General features: G+C 48.6%; 10 protein-coding genes. 8 read left to right on the forward strand and 2 right to left on the reverse strand.

The window, feature by feature from the left end:
* The first annotated feature begins 15 nt into the window (after positions 1-15).
* From ACNA05_RS13570 to ACNA05_RS13605, 8 genes are all read left to right on the forward strand, one after another.
* Positions 16-585: a hypothetical protein gene (locus tag ACNA05_RS13570; RefSeq protein WP_415812056.1), complete on the forward strand. Its 570-nt coding sequence runs from the start codon at positions 16-18 to the stop codon at positions 583-585.
* 75 nt (positions 586-660) lie between these two features.
* The gene (locus ACNA05_RS13575; RefSeq protein ID WP_415812058.1) at positions 661-1,146 is read left to right on the forward strand and encodes a hypothetical protein; all 486 of its coding nucleotides are present in this window, start codon (positions 661-663) and stop codon (positions 1,144-1,146) included.
* A gap of 21 nt (positions 1,147-1,167) precedes the next feature.
* A complete protein-coding gene (locus ACNA05_RS13580) occupies positions 1,168-3,939 on the forward strand; it encodes a TcfC E-set like domain-containing protein (RefSeq protein ID WP_415812059.1) in 2,772 nt (923 codons plus the stop codon).
* A gap of 930 nt (positions 3,940-4,869) precedes the next feature.
* The gene (locus tag ACNA05_RS13585; RefSeq protein WP_415812060.1) at positions 4,870-9,630 is read left to right on the forward strand and encodes an RHS repeat domain-containing protein; all 4,761 of its coding nucleotides are present in this window, start codon (positions 4,870-4,872) and stop codon (positions 9,628-9,630) included.
* A 673-nt stretch (positions 9,631-10,303) separates the two neighbouring features.
* The gene (locus ACNA05_RS13590; RefSeq protein ID WP_415812061.1) at positions 10,304-11,533 is read left to right on the forward strand and encodes an RHS repeat-associated core domain-containing protein; all 1,230 of its coding nucleotides are present in this window, start codon (positions 10,304-10,306) and stop codon (positions 11,531-11,533) included.
* A complete protein-coding gene (locus ACNA05_RS13595) occupies positions 11,533-12,078 on the forward strand; it encodes a hypothetical protein (protein ID WP_415812062.1) in 546 nt (181 codons plus the stop codon). Before ACNA05_RS13590 ends, ACNA05_RS13595 begins: the two co-directional genes overlap by 1 nt.
* Before the next feature lie 537 nt (positions 12,079-12,615).
* Positions 12,616-13,794, forward strand: a complete 1,179-nt coding sequence (locus ACNA05_RS13600) for an RHS repeat-associated core domain-containing protein (RefSeq protein ID WP_415812063.1) — start codon at positions 12,616-12,618, stop codon at positions 13,792-13,794.
* Positions 13,791-14,171: a DUF2750 domain-containing protein gene (locus ACNA05_RS13605; protein WP_415812064.1), complete on the forward strand. Its 381-nt coding sequence runs from the start codon at positions 13,791-13,793 to the stop codon at positions 14,169-14,171. The genes ACNA05_RS13600 and ACNA05_RS13605 overlap by 4 nt, the downstream gene beginning before the upstream one ends.
* Positions 14,172-14,306: 135 nt before the next feature.
* Here the strand turns inward: ACNA05_RS13605 and ACNA05_RS13610 are convergent, their stop codons facing one another.
* Both ACNA05_RS13610 and ACNA05_RS13615 read right to left on the reverse strand, forming a co-directional pair.
* On the reverse strand, positions 14,307-15,452 hold the full coding sequence (locus ACNA05_RS13610) for a DUF3363 domain-containing protein (RefSeq protein WP_415812066.1): 1,146 nt from the start codon (positions 15,450-15,452) through the stop codon (positions 14,307-14,309).
* Positions 15,373-16,554: a DUF3363 domain-containing protein gene (locus ACNA05_RS13615; protein ID WP_415812068.1), complete on the reverse strand. Its 1,182-nt coding sequence runs from the start codon at positions 16,552-16,554 to the stop codon at positions 15,373-15,375. Before ACNA05_RS13615 ends, ACNA05_RS13610 begins: the two co-directional genes overlap by 80 nt.
* Positions 16,555-16,885: the final 331 nt, after the last annotated feature.

The raw sequence follows: 16,885 nt of genomic DNA on the forward strand, positions 1-16,885 counted from the left end.
AAGAAACTTATTACTTTGGCTGTCGCTACGGCAGCTCTTACAGCTGGTATGGCCAATGCGGCTACAGATGGTGCTCTTGACGGCGCCGCCAGTTCCGGGACTCTTGACGTGAACGTAACTGTTGCGCCAATGGTTAAAATCAGTGGTCTGGACGATATCACATTGAATATCGATGCCGCTACAATCAATTCTAACTTCGGTTCTACTCGCGGATTGTCACAATTTTGCGTATTCTCTAACGTAGACGCGCTTGGTTCATACAATGTTGACGTCACAAGCCCGGTTTTCGGCGCAAACGGCAACCCATTCGCTTTGGCTGGTGCAACATCAGGTACAAATTTGAACGTATTTGCTAGCTACTACGACAATGCGGCTCACAACTCTGTTGCGGCAACCTTCCAACAAAATGGCGGAGCTTTAGACGCTATGGAAAATACGCGTGGCGGCCAAGCACGTGCAACAACACTGGATTGTAACGGATCAGACAACTCATCATTGCAAGTTGGCGTTCGTAACTCTGAAGCGCTTGCTGCGCTTGCTGACACTTACTCCAGCACATTGACTGTTACAGTTTCTGTACCATAAGTTTTTGTTAAGGGCGGAGTTTACTCTCCGCCCTTTCTCTATTTTGCATAATGAAAAATTCACGAGGGGCGCGCGATGACGATCAAAGCATTTAAAAACTTGGCAGTATGCGGCTTGGTTGGATTGGCTGGACTGATTTCCGCAGACGCTTATTCCGATAATCAAGGTCAGCTTGCAACTTTGGCCTCAGTAAAAATTTTAACCTCAAACACTACAGATATGCGGTGGCACGGTGTTGGAGAACTGGAGCAAACTACCCTCCTTTGCGTTTCAAGCACAACCGGTCGGTACAGACTCGAAGTCGTTCCTGCTGGGTCTAGCTCCGATACGAAAAACAAGCCGAACTACACTTTAGAATTCCAATCCCAAGAAGGTTTAATAGAGCGCCTTGGGGCAAGCCAGAATAACCTACATATTTTCCAGGCAGAGACGAGCAATTTGGACAACTGTACTGGCGGGTCAAATGCAAAGCTTGTGATCCGATATTCACAACAGGATTTGCTCTCTGCTGTCGCCGGAAGCTATCAAGAGCAGTTTCGAATCAACGCGTTCCCCGGGTAAGATCGCTCGGATACCGGTCTCGTGGCTCGCAAACTCAATTTGTCTTCTTGGTTGCTAAGCGCAGCCTTAGCTGCCCTTGCGGTGAACGCGCCCGCAAATGCTCAAGATGAAAACCCGATAGGCAATGACGATACAGGCGTTGTTACTGAATTCCCCGTTGATGATGGCGGGCCCGAAACGGTTTTTGGCAATGGGGAAACTCTCGAAACGGAAGCGCCGCCCGGGTTTGAAAATCTCGCCGAACCTTTAGATACATTTTTCGACACAATTTACCTAGGCCGGCGGCTAGGCTCTTTTAGGGCTCGAATTAGAGATGGCAAACTCATTTATTCCAACCCCGAGCTTGTGATCGAAGCTTTGAACGGGCAGATCAATGAGGAGGCCGCAAGAGATTTGTTATCTGTGCCTCTCGACACGAATGAACAATATCGATGTTTCAGCGGGCAAACGACGAATTGCGGCGTATTGCCCCCAGGTCAAGCCGGGGCAATTGTAAATGGCGACAGGTTTTCTGTCGAATTATTCTTTCGACCTGAAGATATAATCCTTACGGAAACCGATTATCTAACGCTTGGCGACGCTAGCACAGGTCCGTCTTTAATTCAGGGCGCCCAATTCTCTGTTGCGCATTCCGGAAATTCCAACGGCATTCGTTACGGGGCCACTTTCGATACGGCCGCAAGTGTGGGCCGGACGGCTTTCTTAGCGCAAACGATTTTGGACTCAGATCGCGGTGCCCAGTTACGGGAAGTGACAGGCCAACATGTGTGGGACCAACGTATTGCCCGCGCTGGATTGTTTGAGGACTTCGACACACGCCTTCTGACCTCTTATAGAATGGTCGGTGCAGAGTTGGCGAGCTTCTATCCAACTAAAGCTTACGAATCGAGTATCGCGACCCCTATTCAAATCGTTCTTCCAAGAGGTGCGGATGTCGAATTAAGACGGCAGGGCACATTATTGGCTACGCGGTATTACCCGGCTGGCCTACAGGTAATTGATACGTCAAGATTACCGACTGGTTCATACGAATTGGAAATTACAGCGCGGGCCGAAGGGACCGTCATTTATGAAGAGCAGCGGGCCTTTACACGTGCTCGTGGACTCCCGATAAAAGGGAAAACAGAATTTAATATTCGAGCGGGGTTGCTTGCAGAGAATAATTTCGAATTTAGCACCGACGCCGACAACCAACCCTTTTTCCCTACGGTCGGAAGTGCCCCTGTTTTTAGTGCTGGACTGTCCCGTCGCCTAGGCGGAGCATCAGCCGGCAATATCAACCTTCTCTACATAGACGAGGAATTTTATGGAGAAGTCTCAGCAACAGCGGTTAGCAGGAATCTCCAAGGGTTTCTTTCCGCCGCGGTGGGGGACGATGGATCTTATGGCGCACTTATTTCTGGAACGCTTGATGTCGAGCCAGTGGCCTTTTCACTTACAGCCCGGACAACCGAGTCTAAGCGAGACGATTTGGGATTTATAACAAATTCATCGACGCCCGAATATCGGCCTTTTGTAAGATCAGAAAACAGCATTTTCGGAACCGTGAGTTTTCCCGTTATGGATGGCTCTTTAAGCGTCTCTGGGGGGTACCGTGATCTGGAGGACATCCGAGACGAATATAGTGCGGATTTGCGGTATACAAAACCGGTTTCCATCGCCGGAAACAACACTCTATTCACCTTGTTTGGCCGTTATTCCACACGGGACACACGGATTGGCTTTACTCTGAGCTATCTATTTGGCCTTAACTCTCAAACAACCGCCTCCCTGAGGGCCGGCGCAGAATATGTAGACAAATCCACAAACGCTAACCGCGAAGGCCTTTGGCCCTTACTTGATGCCAATATCTCAAGGCGTTTTGACGCTGGAAGCTCAGACATTCTGGCGCAGGCTGGTGTCTCGACAAGTTCAGATAACGATCGCGCTTATGTTAGCGCCGAGACGCGCACTTCCTACGGAATTTTCGATAGTACGGCCCAATATCAGAAGAGTCGGGGGGGCGGCGACTTCTCCTCGATTTTTGCAAATGGTCGAACTGGTTTTGCTATCGGCGGCGGCAAGATGAAATTCGGCCTCGCAGAACCGGGGCAAGCTGTCATCATGTCAGATATTAATATTGATGAGACCAAATACGAAATAGATTCGTCCGCGGCCGATAGCGGATATCGTATCCGAGTGAATTCGCAGCCATTTGATAAAATTCGTCCAGGGCGAATTTCCGCGGTGGGGGTACAACCTTATCAAGACTATGAAATTGACTTAGAACCCGAAGGGGCGCCGCCTTTTGAAGTCGATACGGCTATTCAAAAAGTAACGCTTTATCCAGGGAATGTTGCCTACTTCCAATATGACGCCACGCAAAGCCTCGCGCTCTTCGGCCAAATGGTGGATGAGTTTGGAGCCCCGATTGCAAATGCACGGGTTCAGGCTGAAAGCGATATTACCTCGACGGATGCACAGGGGTATTTCCTTATAACGGTAACGCCTGAATCGTCATTGACTATGAGAAATACAGAGGGCCTTACCTGCGCTCCAATCGAGGTTGATGCTCTAATTTCCGGTAAAGTGTCAGGTGAATTCTTTAGGGCCGGCGAAGTAACGTGCGAAGTCGACCCGGCAGAGGCGGCCGAATATGAAAACAATAAGACGATTAACGTCACAAGAAACATGCCGCTAAGACCAATCCTGACGCAGGCTCAGATCGCGCCGACCAATGTGACAAGCTTTGGAAGCCCTGATTCTGAAACAAGATCTGATTACCCCTCGACCATATCTGCAAACGAACCATAGGCCTGGGCCGAAGCTCTGGAAAACGCTGGACATCTGCGCTTGTAAATGGGTCTTACTCTAACCGGGCTTACAGAGCTGCCCGGGTCTTTAAATTGCGGTGCAGCTATAAACGGTTCGCCGACTGTGACGAGAGTCTGAAATGTTGTTGTAGTAGGCTATAATCCCAAATTAGGCCTAAATCATGTTTTCGAAAAAATGTGTTCTAGCTTACCAAGTTAAACATTGAAGCTTGGTTGTGCCGAGCATTTGTCGTGGAGGTCGGTTAGTTCGCAAATATCTAACATAGAGAACGGCTCTTTGACCGTTTCCAATTCTCAAAACATAATACACCAAGCAATTTTGGCTTGCTTTAATTCACTGAATTAATTGAAAAAAATGGTGCCCCCACACGGGGCGACTATCGTCCTGAATAACTAATTATTACAATGTTTTAGTTGTCGGCGCAAGATCTTTGTGAGGCAAGAAGTGCGCAATTTGTGAGGCAAGCTTTTTCAATTTGACTCAAATGTCTAGCGCACCAAGGAAGCGTGAATATGTTTATAAAAACACAATATAAAAATATGCTAAATCACAAATATAGAGGTTTTGTTACACAGTTAGTTTCACATTTTGTTTTACGAAGGATATTAACTGTCGTCGTATAACTTAAATGACACAGTTTTATGCGAAACCTTTTTTGCATAGATACCAAAGGATTGCACAGACAGCTTAAAAATCCACAGGATGATTGAACTCTCAATTAGATTGCATAGTTCTCGACTTATTTCTTTAAGTTTTACTTGTTCGGCAGTTGACAAATGTGAATTATTTTCCCCTTTTAAGAGAGTTAATGGGAGATATATGATCAAAGTAGTTGGCGCACTTCTAAGCAATTTTACTTCTATTAAAACTCGGACTCGCCCAAATAAAGGGCCTGGAGAAAAGGCCCGAGTGGGACTTCATTTGCTGATGATGGTGTGTTTACTTACCTTGGTGCCACAAGCGACACAGGCTCAATTTGGGGGTGGTGGAATTGGCGGCGGAAATGATCCAGAGCCGATATTCCCCCATGGCGATATTCAATCTCGATATAATTCCCTTAATCTAGATATTCTGGATGATAAGCTCGTCGGTGATCAAATTGATATAGATACGGGTTCACTATCACTCTCTCAAATGGATGTCTCAATTCCGGGTAACTCGGCCTTGCCTGTACAGTTCGGACGTAAGCTCAGCCGCTCTACGCTTCGCACAGGCATGATTGGGAACTGGGCCCCTGAAATTCCTCACATGAGCCGAAACTATACGACTATTCCGAGCGGTACTCTCGGAAAGAATTCTAATCGATGTTCGGGCCCTCTCTATCCGCCGACTGAAGAAGTTTATATTGGGGGGCAGATTACCTACCTCCGTGCGGAAGCCTATTTTAATGGGTATGAAATTAGTGTGCCCGGACAAAACCCCGGAAAGCTGATACAGGCGCGCGGTAGCAATAATGTTATCTATTCACCGGAATTTTCAACAACGGGGGCGCGTCTCGTAACAACGGAGAATTGGTACGTTGATTGTATATCTTCTATCCCATCTGGCGGGGAGGGGTATCGTGCGCATGCTCCAAATGGAGATGTTTATGAGTTCACGCATGAAGTGAACACACTTGTTAGGCTATTTGACTTCGGGAGTGAAAGCTATCCTGTCACGGCGGAAACACTTTATGCAACAAAGATCACTGACGTACACGGCAATTGGATCCGTTTTCAGTATTCAGGAAAAAATCTAACTCGCATTTGGGCCAATGATGGCCGGGAAATCACATTCACTTACTCTGGTAATAAACTGCGGACTGTCAATGCGAATGGCCGAACGTGGACTTATACATATTCGGGTTCCACGCTTACACGCGTTGATTTGCCGGACGGACGTTATTGGTCCTTCACAGGATTTAATGCGCCATTCTTTGCGTTAGATCCTTATGTCAGCAAAGATCTTTGTGTGCAGCCACCCTTGCCGGATATTTCCATTCGCCACCCGAGCGGCACCGTTGCACAGTTTGAATTCGAGGCAATTCGAAACGGCCGGAAAGACGTTATATTTAGGCAGGAAGTCTATCAGTGGATTAATATGTCACTTAATAGTGGACCGGACTCTGCGCCGCCCTTAACGATATTTGATTGTATTGGGGACGGTGATCGCCGCTCCAAATTACCGTCGTCATTCTGGTCAGCCGCCGTTGTTGAAAAGCGCCTTGTCCTGCCCAACGGCCCGACGCACACTTGGCAAAGAGACTATCAAGAAGATCAAGGCTCTTATGACTATCCAAGCTTTGTCACACCATGGTCTCCTTATGATGCTAACCTAACAGATTATAAAACCCGCACCGTAACAGACCCTGAAGGTCACAAGACCATTATCTATGTAAACCGGACCTTTGGACGACAAGAGGGTCAGATTATGAAGGTTGAGATAGTCCCTTCAGGTCAATCGACACCTATACGCACAACTGAAAATGAATACATAAACGGTAATTATGTAGGGCTCTCCTTAGGTGCGCGAGATCACGGGTATACAGGCGCCGACAGCACGCGTGTTTATAAAGTAGAATCTGTTACAACACAGCACGGTGACACATTCACAACCGAAAGCGTTTTTGAGACCAATCCGGCGAGCGTAAACTTTGCCTATAACAGTCCTTCAACCACGCGGTCGTTTTCAAATGTCTCAACAACACCGCGTGAGACCGTAACAACCTATGAGCATAACAAGCCGAAATGGATATTAAGTCTGCCGAAAACGATAACGCAAAACGGACGTCTGATGTCCGAATATGTCTATAATAGTGATGGCCAGAAAATAGAATATGATCGTTATGGCGCGCTCTATGCAAAATACGGTTATAATAGCAATGGTACGCTGGCTTGGGCGGAAGATGCATTATCACCGCCGCGACGGACGCAAGCTCTGAATTGGCATCGCGGGACGCCACAACGCGTTATTCGTCCAGACGGCTCTGATTATGAACAGACGGTCGATAATAATGGGTGGATAACGTCCATGACCGATCCCATGAACCGCGTTGATAATTACACGCTTGATAATATGGGCCGGGTTACATTGGTTGACCCCCATGGCTCTTGGGCCAATACTTCGGTCAGCTATAGCTTCCCAAGTAGTGGCGGGGCGGTGCAGACTATCACGACAGGACAAGGACGACAGACGATTATTTATGATGGTCTTTACAGGCCCGTCCTAGAACGCTCTCAGGCCCTAGATACGGGTTGGTCATCCTATGTGAATACGAATTATGACGGGCTTGGGCGCGTAAGCTTTAAGTCTCAACCTTCCACCTCCTCAGTCCATAGCCAAGGTACAAACTACACCTATGACGCTTTAGGCCGAATTAAGACAGAAACAGAAACAGCGATTAATGCGGTCACGACCCATAATTATTATAGCAGTCACCGCCACCGCGTGATTGATCCGACAGGGGCTTGGACACAATATTATTCGTATGGCTATGACGGGCCGGACAATACAGATTATCGGGCCATCTATAAATATGGAAACGGCACGTATCAGCAAAAAACGAATATTTATAAGAATGTGCACGGCCAAATGACGCGCCTACGCCAAAGCGGCAACACGAATGGCTTTAACGTCGATAAATCTCATTATTTTTACTATGACTCGCAACAGCGCCTTTGCCGTTATTATACACCCGAAGGCGGCGCCACGAAATATGAGTATAATAATGCAGGAGAGATGATCCGCTATGCCAAGGGGCAGAGTAATTCTGGTTGTACGGTGCCCAATAATAATAGCCGTGTGTCACAAAGCTATGATCTGTTGGGTCGTCCGACGGTCACCAACTTCTCCCATAGCGGTACACCCGATATCACGAGGACCTATGATGATAATGGTAATGTCTTAACCGTTAATCGCGGCAGTGGCGGTAATGCGGTGAACTGGGCTTACAGCTATAACGATGCCGACCTTCTCACCCATGAAACATTGACATTGGACGGACGGACGTTCCCGCTTTCCTATAGCTATAATAGCTCAAAGCATATGACGCGCCGAAATTATCCTAATAGCTTTTATACAGACCTCTCACCTGATGGGTTGGGCCGGGCCCGTATCGCCAAATATGGTTCTACCTATTATGCGAATAATGCGACTTTTCACGCAAACGGATCCGTGGCCACCTTCGCTTATGGGAATGGTCAGAGCTTTACGCAGACCCTGAACAACCGCCTCCTGCCGCAACGCCTCTTGGCGGTGAATGGCGGGACGAAAGCGCTTGATCTGACCTATAGCTATGACAGCCGGGCCAAAGTCACCTCGATCATTGATGGGGCGATGAGCGGGAATAATCGCAGCTATGGCTATGATGCTATGGGGCGTCTCACCTCCGCTTCTGGCCCTTGGGGCAGTGGCAGTGTGGTCTATGACGCGATTGACAACATCCGCTCGCGGACATTGGGCTCTCGGTCAATCACGCTGAATTATGACACCTCAAAGAACCGGGTGAGCCAGAGCATCGATACGGGTGCAACAGGCACACGCACGGTCGCCTATGATGCACGCGGCAATGTCACGACCCTCGGCACACTAGGGATGGTCTATGACTATAGCGATCAGCCCACGGCTGTCTCCGGCACCGCCAATGGTGTAGGCACCGCCAATGGCACTTATCGTTATGACGGTAATCTCAAGCGTGTGAAGTCTGTGGTTAATGGGCGCACGATCTATAACGTCTATGATGCCTCCGGCGCTTTGGCGCATGTACATGAGTTAGCCGCCAGTGGTCAGCCCGAAAAGCGCACGGATTACGTTAAGCTCAATGGCATGGCCATCGCACGCGTGGAGAATAAGACCACGCCAATTTATAGTTTCTCTGATCATCTGGGCTCGCCTGTCGCGGTGTGGAAACAAGGCGGCTCTATTGAGCGCGAGCGCTATATGCCCTTTGGTATTGCGATGGACAATCCCGCCTCACTCAAAGACCAAGCGGGCTTCACGGGGCACATCAAGGACAGCGCCACAGGGCTCAATTACATGCAGGCCCGCTCTTATGATCCGGTATTGGGACGGTTCCTGAGCATTGATCCCGTAACGTTCTTGGATACGGAGGAGCCCGACTACTTCAATCGTTATAGTTACACCGCCAACGACCCAATCAACTATTTTGACCCAAATGGTGAAAAAAAAGTTGGCGTTAGGCTCGGAGGAGAAGGTGCATTTGTAGGAGGTTTAGGCTTAGGCGTGCAGGTCACATATGATACCGACACGGGTCAATTTCAGACGAAAACTAATTTCAAAGTTTTAGGAGGGTTTTCGGGAGGATTTGATGCTCCACTGATTTATTCCGATAGTGATAAATCGCCTGTTGCATCTGGCGTGTCGCGGGTCTCTACTGTAGATGCGAATGCCACTGTTGCATTTATTGCGACAGCAAACGTAAACAAAACATTCGCTACAACCACGGTTGATACGCAAGGAAATGTAAGTCGTGAAGGTGCACAGCCGACTACAGTCTCCGTCTCACAAGGGGTTGTAGATTTTGATAATGGCAGTGATAACAGCTCTAAAGGAAAATCCAAAATACTTGGCGCTTCTCTATCAGCAGGTGTAAATGTTGAACACACACACACTAGTGAAGTAAAGCCTAGAGTAAAAGAATTTGTTGATAAGGTGATTGATGTTTTCGATTAAACCAGCAAATAAAAAATGGTGTTAAAAATGTCACTTTGCGTTCAAGAATTTATCACTTTGGTTCAATTGACTATTTCAATTTTGCTATGCTCAATTTTTCTTAAACTGGGCACAATCGCATATGTCTTCGTGATGATTATATGTCTCATTTATATTTTTTACAGACTCATAAAATGTGGTCAAACAGTATCAGGTATAGAAGAATCTGAAATCAATATTGTTGAGTTATTTAGGCTAATATTTATTGAGAAACGTATTTCTATGATTCTAATGCCGCTTCTTGGATTGCTATTGTTGTTTAGAATAGAGTCCACTAACGTAGCATGCATACTACTCACGATAATTACACTACTGTTATCACTAAGTTATTGGCTGCACATTATTCGATATAGAAAAGCTTTCACGGGCAAAAATATACTTATCTTTTTTATTACTATTGCCCTCTTGCAATACGTTTGCATATTGACAGGTGAAGAGTTTCTTATTTCTCAAGGAATCAATGTAGGATAATTCGAAAAGGGTCAGAAAGTGTGTAGAGCAAGATAAAGCGAAGCGCCCTTTACGGGCCACTTCGACGCTAAAGCTCTGTTTTTACGACTTATTTTATGGCCATAATGCCCGACCCAAAGCCTGCCTCATTTGACATTATCGCTGTGCCGCCTAACGTCGTTTCATGTCCGCCGCGCTTGATATCTCTCACCTTCCGCCTCCTGCGGCGAATGATAATGCGGTTCTGCCCGCTCGCTCGCGCTTGCGGCGCTGCGCTGCAATCGTCACGCTGTGTCGATTACGACCGCTCCGTGCCCATGACGGAAATCTGAAACGGGTTCGGTCTGTCGTTAACGGGAGGACGATTTATAATGTTTACAATATGGCAGGTCAGTTAGTCCATGTTGATGAACGCCCCTATACCGACGCGCAAGCGCAATCCGTCCCCGAAAAGCGCACGGATTACGTTAAGCTCAATGGCATGGCCATCGCACGCGTGGAGAATAAGACCACGCCAATTTATAGCTTCTCTGATCATCTGGGCTCGCCTGTCGCGGTGTGGAAACAAGGCGGCTCTATTGAGCGCGAGCGCTATATGCCCTTTGGTATTGCGATGGACAATCCCGCCTCACTCAAAGACCAAGCGGGCTTCACGGGGCACATCAAGGACAGCGCCACAGGGCTCAATTACATGCAGGCCCGCTCTTATGATCCGGTATTGGGACGGTTCCTGAGCATTGACCCCATGAGCTTTTTGCAAAGTGGGAATCCTGCTCAATTCAATCGATACACGTACGGTAATAATGACCCAGTAAACTTGATTGATCCAGATGGTGCACAAGCCGTTAGGCCGCCAATTCGTCCAACTCCCCGTGGACATAATGGTGGCCCGCCAATGCTCCAGTATTCAACGCCAATTACTCCAATAAGGAATATTAACCCAGATTTTCGCCCTGCCCAAATGGGGTTTGTGCGAGATAACAACTCAATCCCTGATTGGAACAACTATATAAACGATATTGGTCATCAGTATAATATCTTAGGTACGGGGAATTTGGATGGTTCCAGAACTTCAACTATAAATGATACTGGAGGTATGACAGGTGCAAGCATTCAAAATGTCTTGGCTAATTCCACCCTCGATAAAACCCTCAAAGGGAACGGTTTCCAGTTCCAAGGAAGTGGTGGACTTTCTGGGGCAGCAGATGCGTTTAAAAGCATAACGGGCCAAAGTTTAGCCAATGGGAATAATGCAAAAGTCTCTATTGGAGCTACGGACGTAAATGTTAACTTCCATCATTCGAAGACGTCGGGAGCAGCTACAGTTCAAATAAATCTGAGCACCAGTCGACCCGGCTCTAGAATTAAGGCTAGGACAACTGTTAAGATTAGATTTGAAGAACAGAATAAGTGATGGAATATATTATACACCCTCACATTGGAAAAGCTATTGCGCTTAGGAGCGACACCTACAGTTTTAGCTTTTTCCACTCATTGGACTTGATACTTCCGGGAGCCACAGAAGAAATTAATCATGACTGCATTATCCCCGTAAAACTAGAAGTTCTTTGGAACGGCTTTATTGAGGAGAATGGTGAGGTTGTTCCGCAACTAACCTCTTATGATTTTGACGCGTCTCTAAGGCTCTGGAATATGGAGCTTATAGACGGAAAAGACGACATCGAAAAACTCGAATGTGGTGCTGACTATCTACTTCGCGATACAAAATCACGATTTTTTATTTACAAAGATAGAGAGGGCTTGGGGACACTTTTTTATAAAAAAGATTTTTCTAATTATATCAACTTAGCTGCTCTGAAGACGATGCACTCAGAGGCAATGGAAGATTATCATGAGCTTTTTGAAACGCCCTATTATGAGTATAGCGACAAGCTGTTTGAAATAAGAATGGTGTTGGATGAAGAGCAAAAAGGGCCAAAAAGTTGTAGAGCAAGATAAAGCGAAGCACCCTTTACGGCCCACTTCGACGCTAAAGCTCTGTTTTTACGACTTATTTTATGGCCATAATGCCCGACCCAAAGCCTGCCTCATTTGACATTATCGCTGTGCCGCCTAACGTCGTTTCATGTCCGCCGCGCTTGATATCTCTCACCTTCCGCCTCCCGCGGCGAATGATAATGCGGTTCTGCCCGCTCGCTCGCGCTTGCGGCGCTGCGCTGCAATCGTCACGCTGTGTCGATTACGACCGCTCCGTGCCCATGACGGAAATCTGAAACGGGTTCGGTCTGTCGTTAACGGGAGGACGATTTATAATGTTTACAATATGGCAGGTCAGCTAGTCCATGTTGATGAACGCCCCTATACCGACGCGCAAGCGCAATCCGTCCCCGAAAAGCGCACGGATTACGTTAAGCTCAATGGCATGGCCATCGCACGCGTGGAGAATAAGACCACGCCAATTTATAGCTTCTCTGATATCTGGGCTCGCCTGTCGCGGTGTGGAAACAAGGCGGCTCTATTGAGCGCGAGCGCTATATGCCCTTTGGTATTGCGATGGACAATCCCGCCTCACTCAAAGACCAAGCGGGCTTCACGGGGCACATCAAGGACAGCGCCACAGGGCTCAATTACATGCAGGCCCGCTCTTATGATCCGGTATTGGGACGGTTCCTGAGTGTGGATCCGGTGACTTTCTTGGACCAACCGTACCCCGGTCAGTTCAATCGTTACGCTTACACTTGGAATGACCCGATTAACGCAACCGACCCCAATGGTGAGTTCCTTAAACTTGTCAAATCCGTCTATAATGTCGGCAAGCGCACTTATAAAAATGGCGGAAACCTGAAGGGAGCGTTGCAAGACGAAGCGCTAAGTTATGTTGAAAATGGCGCAACTCTTTTAGACTCAAACGCATCATTGGGTGACAAAGCTTTCGCGCTCTTTGACCTCGCGACTGGGTTTGGAGATGAGGCCAAGGGCGCGAAAAAATTGCTGGGCGGTTGCTGTTTCGTTGAAGGAACACTGGTAGAAACCGAAGATGGTCTTCGTCCAATTGAAGATATAAAAGTGGGGGATTTAGTCCTCTCCCGAAACCCCGCAACTGGGGAAACAGCTTACAAAGAGGTTACGGCGTTCATTCCACGACATGACCGCATTATCTGGACGGTCAGCCTGTCAGGAGCGAATGATTCTTCCGAAAGTTTTGAAACTACCGATGAACATCCTTGGTGGGTTATTAGTGAAGCTGGTGTCGGCAGTTGGAAACGGACAGACGAGCTAACCGCAGGAATGGTTGTCACGACTGCTGATAATCAGACCATGACGATAACATCCGCTCTAGAGACCGAACGTTTAGACGGGACATATAATATCACTGTTGCTGATTTTGAGACTTACTTCGTTGGTGAGAATAGGGTTCTAGTACATAATTGTGGACGAACTGGCAAACAAGCTAGGTTAAAGGAATTAGGCGACGACCCCAAACTAGGAAAAGCTGATAGAGGTTGGATTAAGCAAGAACGCAATTCAATAGCGAGAGGACAAAGAAAGAATATTCGGGTACCTCCTGGAAAAGAGATGGCTCATGAACGTGGACGTGAAGCTGCAAAAGGATACGATTACAAACACTCTAATTTGCAAAATAGAGCAGATCATAAGACACAACATAGGTTTGATAATAATGGTCGCAAGAATAAAGAAAGACCAGTCGAGTGATTAGTGCCAAACAAATAGCCGCAGTTTTGAAACTAAACGCACCCGAAAGATACAACCATTTTGTTAAAAAGGTCGTTGACTATGAAGAGGTCTGGGGTCTGTTTTCTGACGGCTGGGCGACCACCCAAGACGATAAGAATAACAAACTTGTACCATTATGGCCTCAACAAGAATATGCGCTTTTAAACGCTACAGGTGACTGGATAGACTTTGAACCTAAGGCTATTTTGCTAGATGAGTTTTTGGATATGTTTGTCTCCGAATTGCAGGCATCTAATTATGGGCTTTCAGTTTTTTATGTTGATGGCGTCGGAGGTGTCGATATTGAAATTTGTCAAATTATTACTGACTTAAAAGCTGAGCTTAGCAAGTATTGAACTAACTCTTATTTCGAAAAAGGGTCAGGTTAGGTGCGAAACAAGATAAAGCGAAGCGGCCATTGTGGCCCACTTCTACGCTAAAGCTCTGTTTTTGTGACTTATTTTATAGTACAAAGTAGCTCCCTTTTTGTTTCACCGTCCAATTCCTCGATTACGCCCCGCATCCCAATCAATACCGCCGCCGCTCAACACGCGGCCTTTGATGCGCTTGCCCCATCTCTGCACGTGTGCGCTTTCCCACGGGACGAGGTAGAAAGCGCGTTGCGTCTCAATCAAAGCATGGGGGCCTTGGGTGAGTTCGTATTTCTGTTTGACGGTGCCTTCGATAAGCCGTCCTGCTTGGGCGGCGATGAACGGCTTGCCTGTGATGCCTTCCAGCTTCTGCGTGGCAGCGCTGAACCCTTCTTGCTCTAAAGCTTTAACATAGCCGCGCTGATAGCTAACAGTTCCATCTGGACGCGCTTGCGCATAGCCTCTCTGCATGAGCCATGATTGTCTTCGCCTGAAAGCAGCATCTAGCTCTTTGGCAAAGGCACTTTGGTTTGAGCACATCTGATCTATCGCGCCTTTGCTCCAACTCACCTGCGAGCGGTCAAGCCACGTTGAGCCTTGGCTGTCGAGCTGGGCTTCCAGGTCTTGAACAGATAACAGCTTCACGCCTGATGCGCGGCCCTGTTTCATGTCGAGTGCAATAGCCCTCTGTTCAAAGTCTTTCGGCACGCGCCATTCATAGGGGTCGCCGTCTTTGTCTTGGCTAACGACTTCTACCACGCCCGCTTCCGCCAGTGTCGCTAGGCGCAACCTATGTGCCCTTATATGGGCTGCGCCTCTGCTGCCTCTGCCGTCTGTCCAGTCATCCGGCCCGCTTGTCGCTATCGCGTAATTGCCGATTAGCCCATCACGCGGCTTGCCGTGATAATCCTTACCTATCGCAAGAGCCTGTATGTTGCGATCAACAGTCCGCAAGCTGGGCGGTGAGACTTCGATAATAGAACCGACCTTGGCGGCTTCGCCCGCTCGCGTGTCCATGCCTGTTTCAACTGTGCTGACATAGCCGTCAGTGCCGTCGATAATGAACCGTACCTTGCCGCCGCCTTTGGCGTCTAGGTTCATGCCTTCGTCTCGGCCAAGCGTCTTTGCAATCACGCGGCCAATGACACGGCGATTGGATAAGCTGCCGTCATAGTCTGTGCGGCCATCATAGACGGACAGGGCGCTTAATGTTTGCCCGCTCCATAGCGGCGTGAATGTCTTTGTTGAGTTGCTCTCGCTGTTCAATCTGTCCAAGGGTCTTGAAGGCGTCTTTGTCTAACTGCCAGCGGCCTTTATCCGTCGGCTGTGCGAGACCCATCTTCTCAAGGTGGTTCATCCTTCCAACAAGGATGTGGCGGTTCATGGATGAGTGCCTGCCAAATGTGCTCGCCGCTGACCCTGCGCGTAGATCAATCACATTGGTCACTTTGTCCATCCCGTCCGCGATATGCCTATCGGCTTTTGTCACGCGCATGGCGCTCGCTTCGCGCTTCATCTCTTGCTGGATTTCTAGCTCGGACTTCCAGCCTAGCTCACGGGTCAATTCTTCCTCTAGCCGTCCGCGAATACCACGTGAGATATACTCGCCTGCAATGTTCAAGCCTTTGCCGTCGTGGGTTACGCCCCGCGCAATGATATGCGTGTGCGGGTGGGCTGTATCGAAGTGATCAACGGCCACCCAATCCAACCGCGTTCCCAAGTCCTCTTCCATCTGAGCCATGAGCGCCCGTGTTGTGTCTTTAAGGTTCGGTGTGCCGTCGCCGTTTACGCGGGCCAGTTCCGCCCCGTCCTCGGGCGAGATCATAATCCGAAACTGGTGCGGGTCTCCGCGTCCGTCAAAGCTCTCTTGTGAGCGGGCGACAAAATCCCGTCCGTCCACCTCAACACCGTCTTCTGGGCCGTAGAGCTGGCCTCTGGTTGGGGTGAGTTCCGCCGAGCCGTCCAATCCCTCGGCTCGCTCCACACCCGCGCCTTCGCGCTGGAGGTAAGCCAAGTGTCCGCGAGAAACAGAAAGCTTAGCATTGCGGAGTTTCACCACGCGCACTTTCACAATGGCGCGGCGGGCGCGGTAGCGGTCTCCTGTGGCGCGATGGATGCGCCAGGCTTGCTTCGGCCCAATGCCGCGCTCCAAGGCTGCTCGTCCTCTGCCGCGTGCGTTGAAGCGTCCTGTGCGGGGTTTGGAGGGTATCGTCATTGTACGCCGCCCAGAGACGGCTTTGCCTCTCACCAATGCAGTTCGAACCCCTTCATGAAAGCCCTTATAGTTTGCTGGAATGTTGACCTCGACAGCTCTGCCGCTGGTCTTGCGGGCTTTGGCTCCTAGGCGAAAATCATCTTCATCTGACATGCCTCATAATCGGGCAAGATGGGTGCTTTTGTCCTGAGGAAAGCCGCCTAGATATTGCAAGGAAACGGGACTTTCCGAGTCTTAGCGGGATAGAGGCATTTTGGAGGCACAGCACATGAGTTGCCAAAAACGTGACACCATCAATAGCGAAGCAAAAACAGAGCTTTAGCGTCGAAGTGCCCCCAAATGGGGGGTTCGCTTTATCTTGCTAAAGCTCTTTTCTTTCTAATCTTTCCCCAAGCTCCAATCCTATCTGATTAATTGCTTTCTCTCAAAATAGTGCCGTCCGACGCGCCTGCCGGAGCCGCCCATCACGAGCGGAGGCAGGGGC

Origin of the sequence: Litorimonas haliclonae (genome assembly GCF_965138505.1) — a bacterium.
GTDB classification, from domain to species: Bacteria; Pseudomonadota; Alphaproteobacteria; order Caulobacterales; family Maricaulaceae; genus Litorimonas; species Litorimonas haliclonae.